The sequence below is a fragment of the Paraburkholderia sp. SIMBA_053 genome (assembly GCF_046534895.1).
Classification (GTDB): Bacteria; Pseudomonadota; Gammaproteobacteria; order Burkholderiales; family Burkholderiaceae; genus Paraburkholderia; species Paraburkholderia caledonica.
Map to the genome: position 1 here is coordinate 477,999 of NZ_JAWRXU010000002.1, position 17,681 is coordinate 495,679.

The 17,681-nt window shown below is 63.7% G+C and carries 16 protein-coding genes; 11 read left to right on the forward strand and 5 right to left on the reverse strand.

Annotated elements, in window-relative coordinates:
* Window positions 1–8 precede the first annotated feature (8 nt).
* Both SB753_RS08680 and SB753_RS08685 read left to right on the forward strand, forming a co-directional pair.
* Window positions 9–1,409: an MFS transporter gene (locus tag SB753_RS08680; protein ID WP_410799969.1), complete on the forward strand. Its 1,401-nt coding sequence runs from the start codon at window positions 9–11 to the stop codon at window positions 1,407–1,409.
* Window positions 1,410–1,523: 114 nt separating this feature from the next.
* Entirely contained in the window at window positions 1,524–3,173 is a 1,650-nt protein-coding gene (locus SB753_RS08685; RefSeq protein WP_410799970.1) for a methyl-accepting chemotaxis protein, read from the forward strand.
* A gap of 44 nt (window positions 3,174–3,217) precedes the next feature.
* Here SB753_RS08685 and SB753_RS08690 read toward each other — a convergent pair whose 3' ends face one another.
* Complete coding sequence (locus SB753_RS08690; protein WP_087752193.1) at window positions 3,218–3,625, reverse strand: DUF2000 domain-containing protein; 408 nt, start codon at window positions 3,623–3,625, stop codon at window positions 3,218–3,220.
* 44 nt (window positions 3,626–3,669) lie between these two features.
* Complete coding sequence (locus tag SB753_RS08695) at window positions 3,670–4,527, reverse strand: AraC family ligand binding domain-containing protein (protein ID WP_410799971.1); 858 nt, start codon at window positions 4,525–4,527, stop codon at window positions 3,670–3,672.
* Window positions 4,528–4,792: 265 nt separating this feature from the next.
* On the opposite strand from SB753_RS08695, the gene SB753_RS08700 reads away from it, so the two are divergent.
* The 4 genes from SB753_RS08700 to SB753_RS08715 all read left to right on the forward strand — a co-directional run bounded on the left by SB753_RS08700 (window position 4,793) and on the right by SB753_RS08715 (window position 9,033).
* Window positions 4,793–5,773 carry a 2-keto-3-deoxygluconate permease gene (locus SB753_RS08700; protein ID WP_020065666.1) on the forward strand — a complete coding sequence of 327 codons (981 nt, stop codon included), beginning with the start codon at window positions 4,793–4,795 and terminating at the stop codon, window positions 5,771–5,773.
* The gene (locus tag SB753_RS08705; protein WP_410799972.1) at window positions 5,770–7,068 is read left to right on the forward strand and encodes a four-carbon acid sugar kinase family protein; all 1,299 of its coding nucleotides are present in this window, start codon (window positions 5,770–5,772) and stop codon (window positions 7,066–7,068) included. Before SB753_RS08700 ends, SB753_RS08705 begins: the two co-directional genes overlap by 4 nt.
* Before the next feature lie 62 nt (window positions 7,069–7,130).
* The gene (gene pdxA, locus SB753_RS08710; RefSeq protein WP_020065668.1) at window positions 7,131–8,132 is read left to right on the forward strand and encodes a 4-hydroxythreonine-4-phosphate dehydrogenase PdxA; all 1,002 of its coding nucleotides are present in this window, start codon (window positions 7,131–7,133) and stop codon (window positions 8,130–8,132) included.
* Between the two features lie 64 nt (window positions 8,133–8,196).
* Entirely contained in the window at window positions 8,197–9,033 is an 837-nt protein-coding gene (locus tag SB753_RS08715) for a DeoR/GlpR family DNA-binding transcription regulator (RefSeq protein WP_214875582.1), read from the forward strand.
* Between the two features lie 91 nt (window positions 9,034–9,124).
* Here the strand turns inward: SB753_RS08715 and SB753_RS08720 are convergent, their stop codons facing one another.
* The 3 genes from SB753_RS08720 to SB753_RS08730 all read right to left on the reverse strand — a co-directional run bounded on the left by SB753_RS08720 (window position 9,125) and on the right by SB753_RS08730 (window position 10,797).
* Window positions 9,125–9,544, reverse strand: a complete 420-nt coding sequence (locus SB753_RS08720; protein WP_410799973.1) for a hypothetical protein — start codon at window positions 9,542–9,544, stop codon at window positions 9,125–9,127.
* A gap of 103 nt (window positions 9,545–9,647) precedes the next feature.
* Window positions 9,648–10,415, reverse strand: a complete 768-nt coding sequence (locus tag SB753_RS08725) for a glycosyltransferase family 2 protein (RefSeq protein ID WP_027804257.1) — start codon at window positions 10,413–10,415, stop codon at window positions 9,648–9,650.
* A gap of 37 nt (window positions 10,416–10,452) precedes the next feature.
* The gene (locus tag SB753_RS08730; protein WP_088174674.1) at window positions 10,453–10,797 is read right to left on the reverse strand and encodes a hypothetical protein; all 345 of its coding nucleotides are present in this window, start codon (window positions 10,795–10,797) and stop codon (window positions 10,453–10,455) included.
* 473 nt (window positions 10,798–11,270) lie between these two features.
* On the opposite strand from SB753_RS08730, the gene SB753_RS08735 reads away from it, so the two are divergent.
* From SB753_RS08735 to SB753_RS08755, 5 genes are all read left to right on the forward strand, one after another.
* Complete coding sequence (locus tag SB753_RS08735) at window positions 11,271–12,032, forward strand: enoyl-CoA hydratase/isomerase family protein (protein WP_020065673.1); 762 nt, start codon at window positions 11,271–11,273, stop codon at window positions 12,030–12,032.
* 98 nt (window positions 12,033–12,130) lie between these two features.
* A complete protein-coding gene (locus SB753_RS08740; RefSeq protein ID WP_088174672.1) occupies window positions 12,131–13,192 on the forward strand; it encodes an ABC transporter substrate-binding protein in 1,062 nt (353 codons plus the stop codon).
* 10 nt (window positions 13,193–13,202) lie between these two features.
* Entirely contained in the window at window positions 13,203–14,282 is a 1,080-nt protein-coding gene (locus tag SB753_RS08745) for an ABC transporter ATP-binding protein (RefSeq protein WP_410799974.1), read from the forward strand.
* Between the two features lie 10 nt (window positions 14,283–14,292).
* A complete protein-coding gene (locus SB753_RS08750) occupies window positions 14,293–16,074 on the forward strand; it encodes an ABC transporter permease subunit (RefSeq protein WP_410799975.1) in 1,782 nt (593 codons plus the stop codon).
* A gap of 26 nt (window positions 16,075–16,100) precedes the next feature.
* A complete protein-coding gene (locus SB753_RS08755; protein ID WP_410799976.1) occupies window positions 16,101–17,642 on the forward strand; it encodes an AMP-binding protein in 1,542 nt (513 codons plus the stop codon).
* The last annotated feature ends 39 nt before the right edge of the window (window positions 17,643–17,681 follow it).

The window sequence follows — 17,681 nt, forward strand, 5'->3', positions numbered from 1 at the left end:
TGCACGCGATGAATGTGCTCCCTAAGGACGATCGCGCCGTTGCACCCGCAGTCGACATAACCGCGTTGATCGAGGGGCAAAAGCTGCGCGGCTTTTCTTTGTGTCTGATTGCATGGTGCTTTGTGATCGTGCTGATCGACGGCTACGATCAGGTTGCCGCTGCGTATGCGGCGCCAACCCTGATACACGCGTGGCACGTCAAGGCCACTGACTTCGGCCATGTGTTCGGCTACGGCCTTCTCGGCGTGCTGGTGGGTTCGTTGCTGCTCGGCTTTATGGGCGATCGCATCGGACGGCGTTTGACGATTATTTATGGCGTCTTCTGGTTCGGAATACTAACGTTCGTCTGCAGCCTTGCAACGTCACTGGATCAATTGACAACGCTCCGTTTTCTCGCCGGAATTGGCATGGGCGGGGTGGTGCCCAACACCGTCGCGCTCGTCTCCGAATATGCGCCGAAGGCGCGCCGCGCGACGTGGATCACGCTGATGTTCTCGGGCTTTTCGATTGGCGCCGGCGGTGGCGGCGCGATCGCGTCGTGGATGCTGCCGCGCTTCGGGTGGCCCGTCCTTTTTCAGGTGGGCGGCGTGGCGGCCGTCGCGGTAGCCATTGTGTCGTTGGCCGTGTTGCCCGAATCTGTCCGTTTCCTGATCCTCAAAGGGCGTGCGCCAGAGCAGATCGCGCGCATCGCGAGCCGCCTGGGGGCGGCAGCGCGATTCGGAGGCGCTTCGGTGGCCGCCGGTAATCAGCAAGCCGTTCGCTATATCGTCGACGACGAACAGCGTGTCCGCGCCACGCCATTCGCGTTGTTCGGCAACGGCCTTGTCCGCGTGACGCCTTTGCTGTGGGCGCTTTTCGTGCTGAATTCGCTGGCGCTTCACTTCCTGCAGAACTGGCTTCCTATTCTGTTCAACATGAGCGCGCTGCCACCGGCGCAAGCGGCAAAAGCCGCCATGATGTTTCCGGTTGGCGGAACAGTCGGCGCACTCGCGCTATGCCGCTGCGTGGACCGTTATGGCGTCGCGGTGATCCTGTTGCTCGCATTGCTCGGCCTCCCGGTTTGCGTCTCGCTCGGCATGCCGATGCCGGCACTGTGGCTTTATGGCGCGTCGTTCATGAGCGGCGTATGCGTGATCGGCAGTCAGTTCGCGCTCTATGCGGTGGCCGGCATGCTCTATCCGACCATTTTGCGCTCCGCGGGAGTCGGCTCGGCTATCGGCGTCGGCAAGCTTGGCTCGGTGGTCGGCTCGGTGCTGGGTGGCGTGTTGCTGGCGATGCATTTGCCGGTTGCGGACCTTTTCACGAACGTGTCGAGCGTCTTCGTTTTCATCGCGCTGTTATCGGTCTGGCTGGGCTGGAACCGGCGGCGAGAGGCACGCGAGTCGATGGCGCGAACGCATACCGCGTAAGCAGGGCAGCACTTCGGCGCGAGCCGTCGCAGCAGGCGTTCGTCGGGTCGGATTCGAATGAGACAGGCACTGCACGACAAGATCCATGTATTCACAAAGCAAAAGGTTTGAATCATGCTGTCCATTTCCACCGTCGGGGCCGTCGCACCGGCTCCTGATTCACAGCGCGTGAACGAGGCCGATGAGTCCGGTGCTGGTGATCCCGTGGCTGCAGTTGTCGGGCGGCGCAAAGCTATCTCGTTGCAGCAGCGCATTGCGCTGACCATGGCGTTGCTCGCCGCGCTGATGACGGCCATCGGCGTGCTTGGCCTCGCAGGCACATGGCGCGCGAACGAGGCGACACGCGATACCTATGAGAACAAGCTGACAGCGGCGGTGCACATCGGCAACGCAGAGCTGCTGATCGCCCGCACCCGCCTTGTGCTCGGCGGTGCGATGGCGAGCGCCGACAGCGCCCACGCACGGGAGCAGATCGGCCACGCGGGTGAGTTCTTTGCCCAGTCGGACGATGAGTGGCGCAATTTCGTTGCCGAGCCGCACGAAGCGGGCGAAGCCGCGCTCATCGCCGCCGCTGGGCAGCGCCGCGACGCAATGCGTGCCGCCATGCGGACGTTCATCGACGCTCTCAAGGCGGGCGACCGGTCCGCCGCCGAGCGGATCGGTACATCGCAGCTAAGCAAGCTGTTTAATGACATGAGCAGCGCAAACGACACGCTCAAGCGCGCGCTCTATGCCAACGCAAAGCGCAGCTACGACCAGGCGGAACGCTATTTCAGGCTGTTTTTTGCGGGATCGACGGCGATGCTCGCGTTCGGCATTGCCGCGGCGGCGTTCAGTTGGCTAGCGCTACGCCGTGCGATCGTTGCGCCGCTTCGCGATGCGCTCGCGCACTTCGATGCCATTGCGGCGGGCGATCTGAGCCGTCCCGTTGCCCGTCATCGTGCCGATGAAATGGGACAACTGCTCGACGGACTGCAACAGATGCAGGCGCGGCTCGCGCGAACGGTCACGACGGTGCGTGAGAGTTGCGAGTCGATCGGCTCCGCCGCCGGTGAGATCGCTGCCGGTACGCTCGACCTGTCCTCGCGTACCGAGGAGCAGGCTGCCTCGCTCGAAGAGACAGCCGCGAGCATGCGCGGGCTGACCGAGACGGTCCGGCGCAACGCGCTGCGCGCGCAAGAAGCGCATACCGTCGCGCACGAGGCGGCGTCCGCCGCAAACGAAGGCAACCGTGCCGTCGACGAGGTGAGCAGCACGATGGCGCGCATCGACGCGAGTTCGCGAAAGATCGCGGACATCACCGGGATCATTGAAGGCATCGCGTTCCAGACCAACATCCTCGCATTGAATGCCGCCGTCGAGGCGGCGCGGGCTGGCGTGCACGGGCGAGGCTTCGCGGTCGTTGCCGCAGAGGTGCGTTCTCTCGCGCAACATGCGTCGACGGCGGCGAAGGAAATCGGTGTGCTGGTAGCGGATTCCGTGGGGGCCGCCGCCGACGGCTCGACGCTGGTCATACACGCCGAACGGGCGATCCGGGTTGTACTGGACGCAGCGGGACGCTTTCGGGAAGTGATGAGCGAAATGGCCACCGCAGCCGAAGAGCAGCGCACCGGCATCGAGCAGGTGGACGCGGCACTCACCATGATGGATTCGATCACGCAGCAAAACGCGGCGCTTGTCGAGCAGGCGAGCGCGTGCGCGCAACTGCTCGACGAGCAGTCCCGGCAGTTGAGCCGGCAGGTCGCGGTGTTTCGTATTGGCTGAGGGCGGCGCGCGTGGTCCTCCCGGTGCCCGGCGCTCGCGCCGACTCACGAGTGCAATTTCAGCCCTTTCACCGTTTTGTCGATGGCCTTTTTGGACCCATGCAGCGCGAGACCCACGAGGTCCAGGTTCGCCACATCCTGCGCACGAAATGCCTCGCGGTTCGCCGCGTCGTGGCCGGTTGAAAACATTGCGTGCACGTAGGGCACGATCGTGAGTTCGCGCGTGACGGCTTGCCGATGCGCAGCTTGCAGCCCGGAAAGATCGGTGGCGAACACCAGCATCGGTTGACCTAGCATGCGGCCATATCGGCGCCCGGCGGCATCCTCGTAAGGCTCGCCCAGCGCGTCCGGTATCGCGGCGGCGACACCCGTCGCGAGAAACGCGGCTACATTGAGTTTTTGCCAGACTGCGAGATCGTCGCGCACGATCAGCGCTACTTTCGTATCGAACATGTTTGCTCCTCGGTGAGGCGCTCATGATCGGCGAGCCTGCGCAATCAGTCTGGAACGTTCGTGCACATGCGCCGGTACGCGGCTGGGGTCATCCGGTACGCACGGCGAAACCAGCGGCCAAGATGGCTTTGATCCGCGAATCCGACTTCCGCGGCAACCTCCGCGGGTGTGCGGCCGATTGCGAGCAGCCTGCGCGCCGCGCGCAGGCGCAGGCGGACCAGATACGCGTGCGGCGACGTGCCGAACGCCTGCTGAAACAGACGCGTCAGCCGGAACCTGTCGATCCCCGCAATACTGGCCAGTTCATCGAGTCCGACGTTGCCGTCCATGTGGTCGTGCAAGAAGTCGCGGACTCGGGCGATCGTCGCCGACATAGCCATGCTATCCGTCATCGGCATATCGCCCAGGTGACCGCCGAGCCGCCTGACGAGGCGATCCAACGTCTGGTCGCGCGCCAGTCGACCTTCGTTGCCGTAGATCGCGAGAAACGCTTGCCGGATGGCGTCGACAAGGCCGCTGTCGTCGACCAGCGTATGCGCGAAAGCCGCGTCGACCCGCTGGAGACCGGGAACGTTCAGGCGGCGCGTCGCGCGTTCGACCCAGGTCTGCGGCAGATACAACATTGCGTAAGTGAACCCGCCTGCTTCCGGCGCATGGCCGTCGTGCAACGCGCCTGGCTCGATCAGGATCGCGCGGCCCGGGACGCTCGTATGCAGCGAGCGGCGGCACCGGAAGCGCTGTACACCTTGTTCCGTGTAGCCGACCAGCATGTCGTCGTGGTCGTGTGGATCGTAGGCGTGGCCGCTGAAATGCGCGCGCAGGCTTTCGATTCCCGTCTCCGGATCGCGCCGCGCCTCTAGCCAGTTGTCAGAACCTGCAGGGGAGAACGCCGCGCTCGTCATTGCTTACCTCGCTCCTTTTGATTGCCGTTGCTGACCGCAGTGTACGTGGTCAGCATAGGTTTCGCGCCGTCGGCGCGGGCAGTTCCAGCTGGTTAGCGAGATGCGCAACAACGCGTTGGGCGCGCGCGCCGGGTCTCTGTCTGCTCACATCGATCACACAAATGATTGATTTGCGCAAGTTTCGCGGAAGAAGTACACTGCAATCTGATTGTTTCAATCAAATCAGTGACCAAATCAATCAGGTCGGATCAGACTGGAGACTCGTATGGCCCAAATACACATAAAGCGCGGCATTGAACGCGTACCCGGCGGCATGATGATCGTCCCGTTGCTGCTAGGCGCGCTCGTCGCGACCTTCCTGCCGGGCATGCCGAAATTCTTCGGCTCGTTCACAAACGCGTTGTTCACCGGCGCGCTGCCGATTCTCGCGGTGTTTTACGTCTGCATGGGCGCGAGCATCGACGTCAAAGCCACGCCTTATCTGCTGAAAAAAGGCGGCGCGCTGTTCGTCACCAAGGTTGGCGCCGCGATCGTAATTGGCGTCGTGATGGGGCATTTCCTCGGCGAACAGCCCATTTCGTCCGGACTCTTCGCCGGTCTGTCGACGCTTGCCGTCGTCGCGGCGATGAACGACACCAACGGCGGGCTCTACATGGCGTTGATGGGCCAATACGGCCGCTCGGAAGACGTGGGCGCCTACACCATCATGTCGCTCGAATCCGGCCCCTTCCTGACCATGGTCACGCTCGGCGTCGCCGGTCTGTCGGCGTTCCCGTGGCCTACGCTCGTCGGCAGCATCCTGCCGCTGGTTTTCGGCATGCTGCTGGGTAACCTGGACCGCGAAATGCGCGCGTTCCTCGGCAAAGCCGTACCAGTCATGATTCCATTCTTCGCTCTGGCGCTCGGCGCGAGCCTCGATCTGCACAAGGTGTGGCAGGCCGGCATCCTCGGCATCGGGCTCGGCATTGCGGTTGTGATCGTCACAGGCATTCCGCTTTATCTGGCCGATCGTCTGACGGGCGGCACCGGTGTGGCGGGCGTCGCGGCAGCGAATACCGCAGGTAATGCGGCCGCTGTGCCGGCGCTGATCGCCGCGGCGAACCCGGTCTACTCAGAGGCTGCTAAAAGCGCGACACTGCTCGTGGCTGCGTGCGTCGTGGTGACCGCGATCCTTTCTCCGATCCTCACTGCCGCCGTCGCGAAACGCGTGCAGCTTCGCCGCGAAGCAGGAGAGCTGGCGCGATGAGCATACTGATCATCGCCGACGATCTGTCCGGCGCCGCAGATTGCGCGATCGGCTTTGCAAGCGCCGGCCACCGCACCATCGTGACGCTCGACGTGCCGGCGCATGGGCTCGACGCACAGGCGGCTGACGTGATCGCCGCGGACACCGACACCCGCCGTCTCACGCCAGCCGAGGCCGCGCAACGCAGCGCGGCGGCGTGGCAGACATTGCGCGGTCCGGGCCGGCGTCTGTACAAGAAAATCGACTCGACGCTGCGCGGCAACTGGTCGGCCGAGGTCGCCGCGTTGCAGCCGCTAGCCGGCCTCGCGATCGTCGCGCCTGCGTTCCCGGCGACGGGTCGCACGTTGCGCGGCGGCCGCGTGTTCGTGCACGGCGAACCGCTCGAATCGACGGACACCTGGCAGCTCGACAATCCCGGTCGCGCCGCCGACCTGCACGCGATGCTGGCGGAAGCCGGCTTGTCGACTGCGCAACTCGAAGTCGACGCGTTGCGCGAAGGTGCTGACACGCTCGCCGCGCGGATCGCGGCCGTGGCAGCGAGCGGCACGCAGGCACTGGTGGTGGACGCCGAGACAAGGCAGGATTTAGCGACGCTCGCTCAGGTCACGACGCAGATGAGCGAGGCGCTGTTCTGGGTCGGCTCAGGCGGCCTCGCGCGCGAGATCGCGGGCCTCGCTGGTCTGTTCGACGCCCGACCCGCGGCACAGACTCAATGCCCACCGCAATCGCGCGATGAAAACGCGCCGGTGCTGGTCCTCGTGGGCAGTCTTTCGGCGGTGTCGGAGCGGCAGTGTGCGATGCTGCGCGAACGCGCGGGCATGGCGGAACTGACCGTACCGCCCGCGATGCTGCGCGACGGAGAGCGTCATCCCGACTGGCCCGCATGGCGGGCACGGATCGGCGAGGTGATCGCGACGCGCGCGGATCTGTTGCTGCGCATCGGCCGCGACGACGCGTTCGATCCCGCCGAAGGCGCGCTGCTGTCCACGGCACTTGCGGCGCTCGTCGAGCCGCACTTCGATGCGCTCGGCGGACTGATCGCAACGGGCGGCGAGACCGCGCGCGCGATGCTGAGTGCCGTCGGTGTCAGCGGTGTAGAACTGATTGCGGAGATCGAACCGGGCGTGGCGATAGGCAAGCCCGTCGAAGCCCGCGCGTCGCAACCGCATTTGCGTATCGTCACGAAGGCGGGCGCCTTCGGCACGGATCACGCGCTGTTCGCCGCGTGGCGCTATCTGCACGAAGCGCCGGCAACGTCGGCGGTCGCGGGAACCGGCTCACACGCTCCAGCCTGAGCGCCGCATCGGCGCAATCAGGCGGGCAGGTTAGGCAGACATCAAGGACCAGGCAAAACATCATGAGCAATTACCTTCCAGTCATCGGTATCACGATGGGCGACGCAGCGGGCGTCGGCCCGGAGATCATCGTCAAGAGCCTTGCGCACGACATCGTCTACAAGCAGTGCCGTCCGCTCGTGATCGGCGACGCGCGGCGGCTGGAGCGCGCGAACGAGATCGTCGGCGGCAACGCCCGGATCCGCCGTATCAAGGAAGCGGCCGAGGCGCGCTACGAGCCGGGCACGATCGACTGCATCGACCTCGACCTGATTCCCGCCGACATGCCGTTCGGCCAGTTGTCGGCAGTCGCGGGCGACGCCGCCTATCAGTTCATCGCGCGCGCGGTTCAACTCGCCGAGGCGAAGCAGATCGACGCGATCTGCACGGCGCCGCTGAATAAAGAAGCGCTGCACGCGGGCGGCCACAAGTTTCCCGGCCACACGGAAATGCTCGCTTATCTCACGGGTGTGGACGAGGTGTCGATGATGCTGGTCGCGCCGCAACTGCGCGTGATTCACGTGACCACGCATATCGGCATCATCGACGCGATCCGCAAGATCGAGCCGGGTCTCGTACAACGCACCATCGAACGGGGTAACGCGACGCTCGTGAAGGCCGGCATTGCGAAGCCGCGCATCGGCGTGTGCGGCATCAATCCGCACGCCGGCGAAAACGGCCTGTTCGGTTACGGCGAGGAAGAAGAGAAGATCGTGCCGGCGGTGAAAGTGCTGCAGGAACGCGGGCTCGATGTGACGGGGCCGCTGCCCGCCGACACGCTGTTTTTCCGCGCCGGCCGCGGCGATTTCGACCTCGTGGTCGCGATGTATCACGATCAGGGCCACGGCCCCGTGAAGGTGCTCGGCCTCGAAGCCGGCGTGAACGTGACCGTGGGCCTCGAAGTGATCCGCACGTCGGTCGATCACGGCACCGCATTCGACATCGCGGGCAAGGGCATCGCCGACGAGCGCAGCTTGCTCGAGGCACTTCGCCAGGGCGCGGAACTCGCCACGCGGCGCGGCTGAAGCAGGGCAAATAGCGGGCGGCCGTGGTGTAAGATCGGCAGCCTCTTTACTGCAGATGACAGCCATGAAAGCGTCCGAGCGCCATCGCGCGATTCTCGATCTCGTTGTGACCGGCGACGCCAATGTCGAACAGCTCAGCGCCGCGCTCGGCGTGTCCGAGGCAACGGTCCGGCGCGATCTCACGACGCTTGCGAATCAGCGCCGTCTCGTGCGCACCTATGGCGGCGCGACCGCGCTGATCGGCTCGCATGAGCCGGAGGCGTCGCTGGAGGAACGCAAGGCGACGCAGCGCGAGCAGAAGGAAGCGATTGCGCGGGCGGCTGCCGCGCATGTGCACGACGGCGATACGGTGCTGCTCGACGGCGGCACGACTTGCGCCGCGCTCGCGCGGCATCTCGGCTCGCGCGTCGATCTTCACGTGGTCACCAATAATCTGCTTGCCGTGATGACACTCGCGAACGCTCCGGGTGTGCATCTGACGCTGATCGGCGGCGACTTGCGCAGTTCGAGCATGAGCACGCTCGGGCCGCTTGCCGAACTTTCGCTGAGCCGTTTGAGCGTCGACAAGGCGTTTCTCGGCGCGGATGGCGTGGTCGCCGAATTCGGGCTGTGCGAAGCCAGCGCGCAGCAGGCATATCTGAAAGACTGCATCATCCGGCGCGCGGCGCAGGTTCTCGTGCTTGCCGACGCCGACAAACTCGGCCGCTCGCGGCAACAACACTGGACTCCTCTCGAACGCGACTGGCGGCTCATTACATCGAGCGTCGCGGACGAGGCGCTACTCGCGCCGTTCAGAGCGCTGGAACGCGTGGTCGTGGAAACAGCGGATGTGGATAGTTCGCCGCTTGCGGCGACGCCCGTCGAAGCCGCGCTTCGACGTACGGCCGCTGCCTCGGACTGAAGTACGAATCGCAGTGACGCGTGTCGCGCATGGCGTGGGTAGAACAACCAACGAGCATCGCGCGAATCGCCAGGTAGCCTGGCCTACGGCTTTATTCGCCGAGTCGTGCTGATTGGCCCCGGTCACCGCTTTGTTCGCGCGGCTTGTCGGCGCCCGTATTGGGCGACGTCGTGGGCGGCGTCGAGCCGGCGCAGGCTTCGAGCGCGACGACTGCCCGTTTCGCAAGTTCAACCGTTTCCTCGCATGCGGCCACGTCTCGGAGCATGCTGCAGCGGCTTCCCCAGCCGAGCTTCGACAACACCGAGCGCAGCTTCGCGAGCGCCGCTGCCGGCGAACCGTTGTCCGAAATGAGCGAGGCCATGTCGAATGCGCTGCCGCCCGGCGTCGTGATCACTGTCGGACAGCTCGACGCCGCGCCCGCGGTGGAAACGACGAAAGCCAGAGTCAGCCCGACGGTGCCCGTGCGCAAGCCGCCGGGAACGTCGAAATACGTATTCATCGATCCGATCATACGAAACTCCCGGTCGGCAGGGTGCGATCCTGGGCAGATCGCACGGTTCAGTGTGGGCGGCGGCTTTTCATTCTGCTCTCACGCGCCGATAGAAAAAAGCATCTCAACGATTTGCATTGAGTTGCACGAGCGCTTTGCGATACTTTCGCCGCGTATAGGACGAAGCGTAAAGCGCGAGGGTTAGGCCGATGCGACCGTCGCGGACATTGCCTTTGCGGATGTACCACTTCAGGAATGCGCCCAAAGGGCTGAACCAGCTTTTGAGCCACAGAACGCGAGCCGGGTCTCTTCTGTCCAGCAGGTCGGTTGCGGCGAGGTCCGTGTACAGATCGAGCTTGGTCTTCATCTCACTCGCGGTCTCAAACGTACGATGAACCACCGGCGATTCGATTCGCCCACAGTTCTCGTAACCGGTCAGCGTTTCGTGAACGCTATGGTCGGTGAAACGCAGCGTGGCGCGCCGATAGATGCGGATCGGGTAGTCCGGCGACGAGATCGGCATCAGCGCGTGAATGACCTTGCCCATGACAACCCAATCGCGCCTGACGGCATACGCTTCGTGATCGAAACCGCGGGCTTTCAGTGCGAGTACTTCGTCGATTAACGCGTCGCTCGCGATTTCGTCGCTATCGAAAAACATCACGGTTTCGTGCAGGCAAAGCCCGTTGGCGAACTGCCGTTGCGTTCGAAAATTATCGAACGGCCGATGCACGGTTCGTGCGCCGTGTCTGGCCGCAATCGACAGCGTCGCGTCGGTGCTGCCGCTATCCACGACCAGCAGGTCATCCGCGACACGCTTCGCGGCCGCCAGAACCTTGTCCAGATAACGCTCGCTGTTGTATGTGAGAACGTAGACGGAAAGTGGAGTCAAATTGAAACCTGAGTAATAAGTTGAACCGGCTGGCGTTTTACCAACCGGTGCGAGCACGTTGGTCGTCGCGCCGAATCAATTTCGTGCTGAACTCGGAATCGTCCGCAGTCTTGCGAACGGGATGGAAGCCAAAGACGCCACGCGGGAACCGTGCTGCACGTTCGCACAGCGTGGCCTGGTGACGAAGCGATACACGCGCATCGCGGTGACTGCGCGAATAAGGGTTGCAGCGGGGTTGCAGCATTCGACCGGCGTGTGATTTTACATTGTTGCGCGGACGTCCACCGGCGATCGCTTCCATCGCCTGCCATGTATGGGGCGGACCGTCGTGCGCTTCGCGTTGTTTTTTCGCGACTTGACGAAGAGCCAGTTGCGCCGACACGCACGTGCCACAAGCTTCTGACGCGCGCAGCGCATGCTTTCATACAAAACACCCGATGTTCATGCCCCGCAAACGTGGCTACGATTCAACAGGCGTCAGCGTTCCCAAACGTTCGGCGTGTGTGTTTGTTCGCCGCAGCTTGTCTGCGGCTTTTTTCTGCGCGTCGATTTTGTCATCGATGCGGGCCTCTGTTGTTCCGTGCTCCGCGATCCGCGATCTGTCGTGATCGTTTCCAGCGACGCAATGCCGTTCGGTGTCAGCGCCGCGGTTCCAATCCTCCCTCTAAAGAACCGGGCTTGACCGCGCACCTCGACGCGGTTGTGTCCGATCGTCCAACTAACTATTAAGCGCTCGAAACCCGCAGAGCGTGCGCTAGGAGCTTCACCGATCATCTCTCTGGTAAACCCGCTTGCACCTTAATTTTGATGCGCCTATATTGCATTACACCATCAACTATTGCGATGCGATAACCCATGAGCAATGACGTGCTGTTCTCGAATCACGGCCGCGTCGCGGTCATCACTCTCAATCGTCCTGAGCGTTTGAACGCGTGGACCACGCCGATGCGCGAAATGATCATCGAGGCGTTGGAGCGCTTTAACAACGATCCCGACGTCGCCGCGATCATCATGACGGGGGCGGGCAACCGGGCGTTCTCTGCGGGCCAGGACCTGTCGGAAGCACATGATTTCGACGGCGAACGCGCGGTGGCGTGGGTCAAGGAATGGCAGCGCTACTACACGGCGCTGCGCAGCCTTGCGAAGCCGCTCGTCATGGCGCTGAACGGCACAGCCGCGGGCTCGGCATTTCAGGTGGCGCTGCTCGGCGATATTCGCGTCGCACATAGAGGTGTGCGCATGGGCCAGCCGGAAATCAATGCGGGCATTGCCAGCACGACCGGCCCCTGGATCATGAACTCGATGCTCGGCATGTCGCGCACCATCGAACTTACGCTGACGGGTCGTCTGATGGACGCGGACGAGTGTCATCGCATCGGCCTCATCCATCATCTGGTCGACGAAGACAAGGTGTTCGACAAGGCGCTGGAAATCGCCACCGAACTCGCCGCGAAGCCGCCCGTCGCGATGCGTCTGGACAAGCAGCGCTTTCGTGAGATGACAGAGCCGGGGTTCGTCGACTGCATCGAAGCGGGGGAGCGCATTCAGCGCGAAGCGTACGACTCGGGCGAACCCGCTCGCATGATGGAAGAGTTCTTCCGTAAGCGCGGAAAGTAGCCGGCCGCGAGCGGGGCCGAATGCGGAGCCCGAGGCCGCCAGAATCGAGTCAAAGTCGCACCGTTCCAATCTCAACCCATGTGCGGGAGACCTGAACAATGACGCAAGACTTCAACGCAACGCGCCGTCGCATTCTTCATGGCGCGGGCGCGCTTGCCGTCGCGAGCGCGATGCCGCTCGCCGCGCGAGCCCAATCGAAGCAGATCGTGGTGTCGGACCCGGGCGGCCCCTATACGACCGCTTATCGCGAAGCGTTCTACGACCCGTTCGAGAAAGCAACCGGTATCAAGGTCGTGAGCGTCGCGCGTGAATCGCAGCCGGTCGCACAGTTCGCGGCGATGGTTCAGACGAAGAACTATGTGTGGGACGTCACCACGCTCACGCTGTCGGCCGATATTCCGTACCTTGAATCGAAAGGGCTGCTGGAACCCATCGGCCTGAAGACGAGCGACTATCCGGACATCATGCCCGACGCGATCACGCCGAACTGGCTCGGCGTCGACGTGTATTCGACGGTGCTCGCGTATCGCGCGGACAAGTTCAAGGACAACGGCCCGAAATCGTGGGCGGACTTCTGGGACGTAAAGAAATTCCCCGGCCGCCGCTGCCTGCGGCGCAGTCCGCTCGACACGCTCGAACAGGCGCTGCTCGCCGACGGCGTGCCGCTCGACAAGCTCTATCCGCTCGACGTGGACCGCGCGTTCAGGAGCCTCGACAAGATCAAACCGCACGTCAACATCTGGTGGACCTCGGGCGCGCAAGCCATGCAGGCGATCCAGAGCGGCGACGTCGACATGATCTCGGCGTGGAACGGCCGCGCGCAAGCCGCGAAGGACGGCGGCGCGCCGGTCACGATCGTATGGAACCAGGGTCTTTATTCGATCGAAGGGTGGGGCATTCCGAAGGGCACGCCGCGCGCGGACGCCGCAAAGCAGTTCGTGCGCTTTTGCGCCGACGCGAAGCGTCAGGCGCTGCTCACACGCACGCTCGCCTACGGTCCGACCAACAAGAAAGCGTTCGAGACGATCTCCAAAGACCGCGCGACGTTGTTGCCCACGGCGCCCGACAACATTCGCGATATGCGGCTGCCGAGCCCTCAATGGTGGGAAGCGAACCGTCAGAAAGTCACTGAGCGGTTCAATTCGTGGATCATTTCGTAAGGACCGCATCATGAGTTCGAAGCTCGAGGCGATCGGCATTGCAAAGCGCTACGGCGATGCGGTCGCGCTGGAACCGACGGACCTCGCCGTGCAGGCCGGCGAGTTCCTGACGCTGCTCGGTCCGTCGGGCTCGGGCAAGACCACGCTGTTGCAGATGATCTCGGGCCTCGTCGCGCCGAGCGCGGGCCGTATCGAGATCGACGGGCGCGACGTCACGCATGTCGAGCCCGGCAAGCGCGGCATCGGCATGGTGTTTCAGAGCTACGCGCTCTTTCCGCACATGAGCGTGTGGGACAACGTCGCGTACGGTTTGCGCATGCGACGCAAGTCGCGCGACGAAGTGCGCGGGGCCGTCGACGACGCGCTCGCGATGGTTCGCATGACCGAATACGCCAAGCGCTTTCCCAAGGAGTTGTCGGGCGGGCAACAGCAGCGGATCGCGCTTGCGCGCTGCTTTGCGTACCGGCCTTCGGTAATCCTGCTTGACGAGCCGCTCGGCGCGCTCGACAAGAAACTGCGCGAGCATATGCAGTCGGAGATTCGCCGCTTGCATAAGGAACTCGGCGCAACGTTCGTATATGTCACGCACGATCAGGACGAAGCCCTCACGCTGTCCGACCGCATCTGCCTGATGAATCAGGCGCGCATCGAGCAGGTGGGCACGCCTGCCGATCTGTACGACCGTCCCGCGACGCGCTTCGCGGCCGGCTTCATCGGTCATTCGAACCTCCTCGAAGGCGCGCTCGACGACACGCGCGGCGCAAGCGGCGAGGCGATTCTGCTCGCGGCGGGCGGCCGCATTCCGCTGCCAATGAACGCAATGAACGCATCCGCTGCATCCGGCGCGGCCGGCACCCGTCACACGCTGCTGGTCCGCCCGGAAGCGCCGCGACTTGTCGAACCCGAACGCGGCTTTGTCGACGGCACGATTGCGGACATCGTGTTCTTCGGCAGCGATACGCGCGTGCAACTCGCGATGAACGACGGCAGCGAACTCACCGTGCGCTGCGAGCGCAGCCTCTCGCCGCGCATCGGCGACAAGGTCGGCCTCGTGTGGGACCCATATCGCACGACGCTTCTGCAGGCCTGAGAGGACCACGATGACCATCGCTCTTCATGCGCACCGCGAGAACGAAGCCTCGCGCCGCGGCCGCTCCGTGTGGCTCGCGCGCTGCATGCGCTTTTTGCCGATCGTGCCGACGCTAGTGTTCCTGCTGGTGTTCTTCATCGTGCCGGTCGGCGAAATCCTGCAAGGCGGACTTGTCAGCGCCGAAGGGCAGGTCGGCTTCGCGCAGTTCGAGCGCATTGCACGCACGCCGGTCTACGCCAAGGTGTTGTGGATCACCTTCGCCATTTCGTTCATGACGGCGGCGCTATCCATTCTGCTCGGCTATCCGGTTGCCTACATGCTGAGCCGCCTGTCTGAGCGAGCACGAGAACGCTGGCTGCTGTGGATCATGCTGCCGTTCTGGACCAGTTATCTGGTGAAGACTTACGCATGGATGCTGCTGCTTTCGAAGACCGGCGTGCTGTCGACCATCGCGTTATCGCTCGGCCTCGTGCGCGAGACGAGCGGCACGATTCCATCGCTCACCGGCGTGCTGATCGGCATGGTGCATTCGATGCTGCCGCTCGCCGTGATGACCATGCTGCCTGTCATGCGCGGCATCGACGATCGGCTCACGCAAGCCGCCGAAACGCTCGGCGCCGAACGCAGCACGAGCTTTTTCACGGTGTTTCTGCCGCTGTCCTCGCCGGGTGTCGCGGCGGCCGGCCTGCTCGTGTTTATCTCGAGCCTCGGCTTCTTCATCGTGCCGGCGCTGCTCGGCTCGCCGAAGGAAACGATGATCGCGCAACTCGTGATCTCGTCGGTGCTGGAGCTTTTCGACATGCGCTTTGCCGGCGCGTTGTCGACCGTGTTGCTGGTCTGCTCGATCGTGATCTTTTTGGTGTACGACCGCATGGTAGGTCTCACGTCGCTCACCGGCGAAGTTGCGGAACGCCAGCGCGGTTCACGTGCGCAAGGCATCAAACTCGCGCTTCTGATCGCGGCGGGCCGGGTGTTCGCGCCGTTCATGATGCGCCGCAAGACGCACGCCGAAGAGGGCGCGCGCGCGGTGAGTCCGCTCGGTTTCTATACGTGCGCGATCATGATCGTGCTCGTCGTGCCGGTACTTTCCGTGATCCCCTATGCGTTCACGAAGAGCGACTACATTTCTTTTCCGCCGAAGCTTTTCAGCGTGCGCTGGTTCGGCACGTTCATGGATTCGCCGGTGTGGCAAAGTGCGATCGTCCGCTCGTTCGAAGTCGGTCTCGGCACCGCGCTGCTGTCGCTGCTGCTCGGCTTCGGCGCCACACTCGCGATGACGCGCATGCCGCGCCGCGCGAGCAAGCCGATTTTCGCGCTGCTGGTCGCACCGCTTATCGTGCCGCGTATCGTGGTGGCAGTCGGCCTGCTCTATCTGTTCGGACGTTTCGGCCTCACCGGCACCAACCTCGGCCTCGTGATCGGCCATACGGTGTTGGCGATTCCGTATGTGGTCGTCACGCTCGCTGCCGGCTTCCAGCGCTTCGACTGGCGTCTTGACGACGCTGCGCGCGTGATGGGCGCGTCGCCATTGCGGCGCATCACCTCGGTCGTGTTGCCGCTTCTCATGGCAAGCGTGACGGCCGCGTTCCTGTTCGCATTCCTCGTTTCGTTCGACGACCTCACGATTGCGATCTTCGTTTCCGGCGGCATCAACTCGACGTTGCCCAAGCAGATGTGGGACGACATCCAGCTTGCGATTACGCCGACACTTGCAGCCGTGTCGACAACACTCGTCATTCTGATCGCGCTCGTCGTCGCGGTTTCCTCCTGGCTCAAGCACAAGACGCGCTGAGTCTTCGTATTTCGACCGGTTCACACATGCATCGTTATCCAGAATATTTCGCTCACCGGCACACCAACGACGAACTCGACTGCGTACCGCTGCTCGCGGCGGGATTGCGCCGCGACCCCGCGCGCACCATCGTGCACTTCGAGGATCGCGCGATTTCGTGCGAAGACGCCGCGCGCCACGTCGTGCAATTGCAGCGCTGGTTTGCCGCGCAAGGTCTGAAGCAGGGCGACCGTGTTGCCGTGATGCTCGGCAACAGTCCTGAGCATATCCATCTGATCTACGCGCTGCATCTGAGCGGTCTGGTGTGGGTGCCTGTCAACACGAAGCTGCGCGCGGCGGGCCTCGAATATCTGCTGCAGCATGCAGAGCCCGAGCTCTTCGTTGTCGACGATGAATTCGACGCGGTGACGGCGCAGCTCGATTGCGGCGCGGCGCGCCGCACGCATCTGCCGGCATTCGAAGCGCACGATACGAGCGCGGAATTCGCGACGCCGGCTATCGGCGTGCACGATCCGCTGTGCGTCATCTACACGTCCGGTACGACCGGCGCGCCGAAAGGTGTCGTCTTCACGCACCGGATGATGCGTATCGCGAGCGAGGCGGCACTTCGCGTGGCGGACGTGCGCGACAGCGACAGGCTCTTTCTGTGGGAGCCGTTGTGCCACATCGGCGGTGCTCAGATGCTGCTGCTGCCGTTTCTTGCAAACGTGACGCTGCACGCCGTGCCGCGCTTCTCCGCATCGCAGTTTTGGACGCAGATCGAGCGCGCGGGCGCGACGCAACTCCATTATCTCGGCGGCGTGCTCGATATCCTGATGCAGTTGCCCGAGAGGGAACAACCCGTAAAGCACACGTTGCGCGTTGCGTGGGGCGCGGGCGTGAGCGCATCATCGTGGGAGCCGATTCAGACGCGGTTGAAGGTGTCGCTGCGCGAGTGCTACGGCATGACCGAATGTTCGAGCTTCGCTACGGCGAACGTGACGGGCAAGGCCGGTTCGATCGGCCGTGCGTTGCCGTGGATCGACATCGCATTGCTCGATGAAAATGGCCGTCCGGTGAAAGAGGGCGAGGCGGGCGAGATCGTGCTGACAAGCAAGGTAGAGGGCACGTTTTTGCCGGCGTATCTAAAGAATCCCGATGCAACCGAAGCCGCTTTGCGCAACGGCCGGCTTCATACCGGCGACCGCGCGCGGCGCGATGCGGACGGCGATCTGTTTTTTATCGGCCGGCAGACGGACAGCATGCGCGTGCGCGGCGAGAACGTGTCCGCCTGGGAAATCGAACGCATTTTTGCGGCGCATCCGGCGATCCGCGCGAGCGCGGCAATTGGTGTCGCGTCGGCGATCGGCGAGCAGGACATCCTGCTTGACGTGCAGTTCAAGGACGAACCGGTGGAGTGGCCAGCATTGCACGCGTGGGCGTGCGAGCGCCTCGCAAGTTTCCAGTTGCCGCGCTATTACCGCGCGGTGGCCGGCTTCGAGATGACGGCGAGCGAGCGCGTGAAGAAACACCTGCTGTCCCGCGACACTGGGAACGCGTGGGACCGGCTCGCCACCGCAAAGCAGTAGCTATCGTATATAGATAGCGTTTTAGGGCTATGCGATAAT

Coding starts and splice junctions, on each gene's coding strand:
- SB753_RS08680 (WP_410799969.1), top strand. CDS start 9: ATGAATGTGCTCCCTAAGGACGATCGCGCCGTTGCACCCGCAGTCGAC.
- SB753_RS08685 (WP_410799970.1), top strand. CDS start 1,524: ATGCTGTCCATTTCCACCGTCGGGGCCGTCGCACCGGCTCCTGATTCA.
- SB753_RS08690 (WP_087752193.1), bottom strand. CDS start 3,625: ATGTTCGATACGAAAGTAGCGCTGATCGTGCGCGACGATCTCGCAGTC.
- SB753_RS08695 (WP_410799971.1), bottom strand. CDS start 4,527: ATGACGAGCGCGGCGTTCTCCCCTGCAGGTTCTGACAACTGGCTAGAG.
- SB753_RS08700 (WP_020065666.1), top strand. CDS start 4,793: ATGGCCCAAATACACATAAAGCGCGGCATTGAACGCGTACCCGGCGGC.
- SB753_RS08705 (WP_410799972.1), top strand. CDS start 5,770: ATGAGCATACTGATCATCGCCGACGATCTGTCCGGCGCCGCAGATTGC.
- pdxA (WP_020065668.1), top strand. CDS start 7,131: ATGAGCAATTACCTTCCAGTCATCGGTATCACGATGGGCGACGCAGCG.
- SB753_RS08715 (WP_214875582.1), top strand. CDS start 8,197: ATGAAAGCGTCCGAGCGCCATCGCGCGATTCTCGATCTCGTTGTGACC.
- SB753_RS08720 (WP_410799973.1), bottom strand. CDS start 9,544: ATGATCGGATCGATGAATACGTATTTCGACGTTCCCGGCGGCTTGCGC.
- SB753_RS08735 (WP_020065673.1), top strand. CDS start 11,271: ATGAGCAATGACGTGCTGTTCTCGAATCACGGCCGCGTCGCGGTCATC.
- SB753_RS08740 (WP_088174672.1), top strand. CDS start 12,131: ATGACGCAAGACTTCAACGCAACGCGCCGTCGCATTCTTCATGGCGCG.
- SB753_RS08745 (WP_410799974.1), top strand. CDS start 13,203: ATGAGTTCGAAGCTCGAGGCGATCGGCATTGCAAAGCGCTACGGCGAT.
- SB753_RS08750 (WP_410799975.1), top strand. CDS start 14,293: ATGACCATCGCTCTTCATGCGCACCGCGAGAACGAAGCCTCGCGCCGC.
- SB753_RS08755 (WP_410799976.1), top strand. CDS start 16,101: ATGCATCGTTATCCAGAATATTTCGCTCACCGGCACACCAACGACGAA.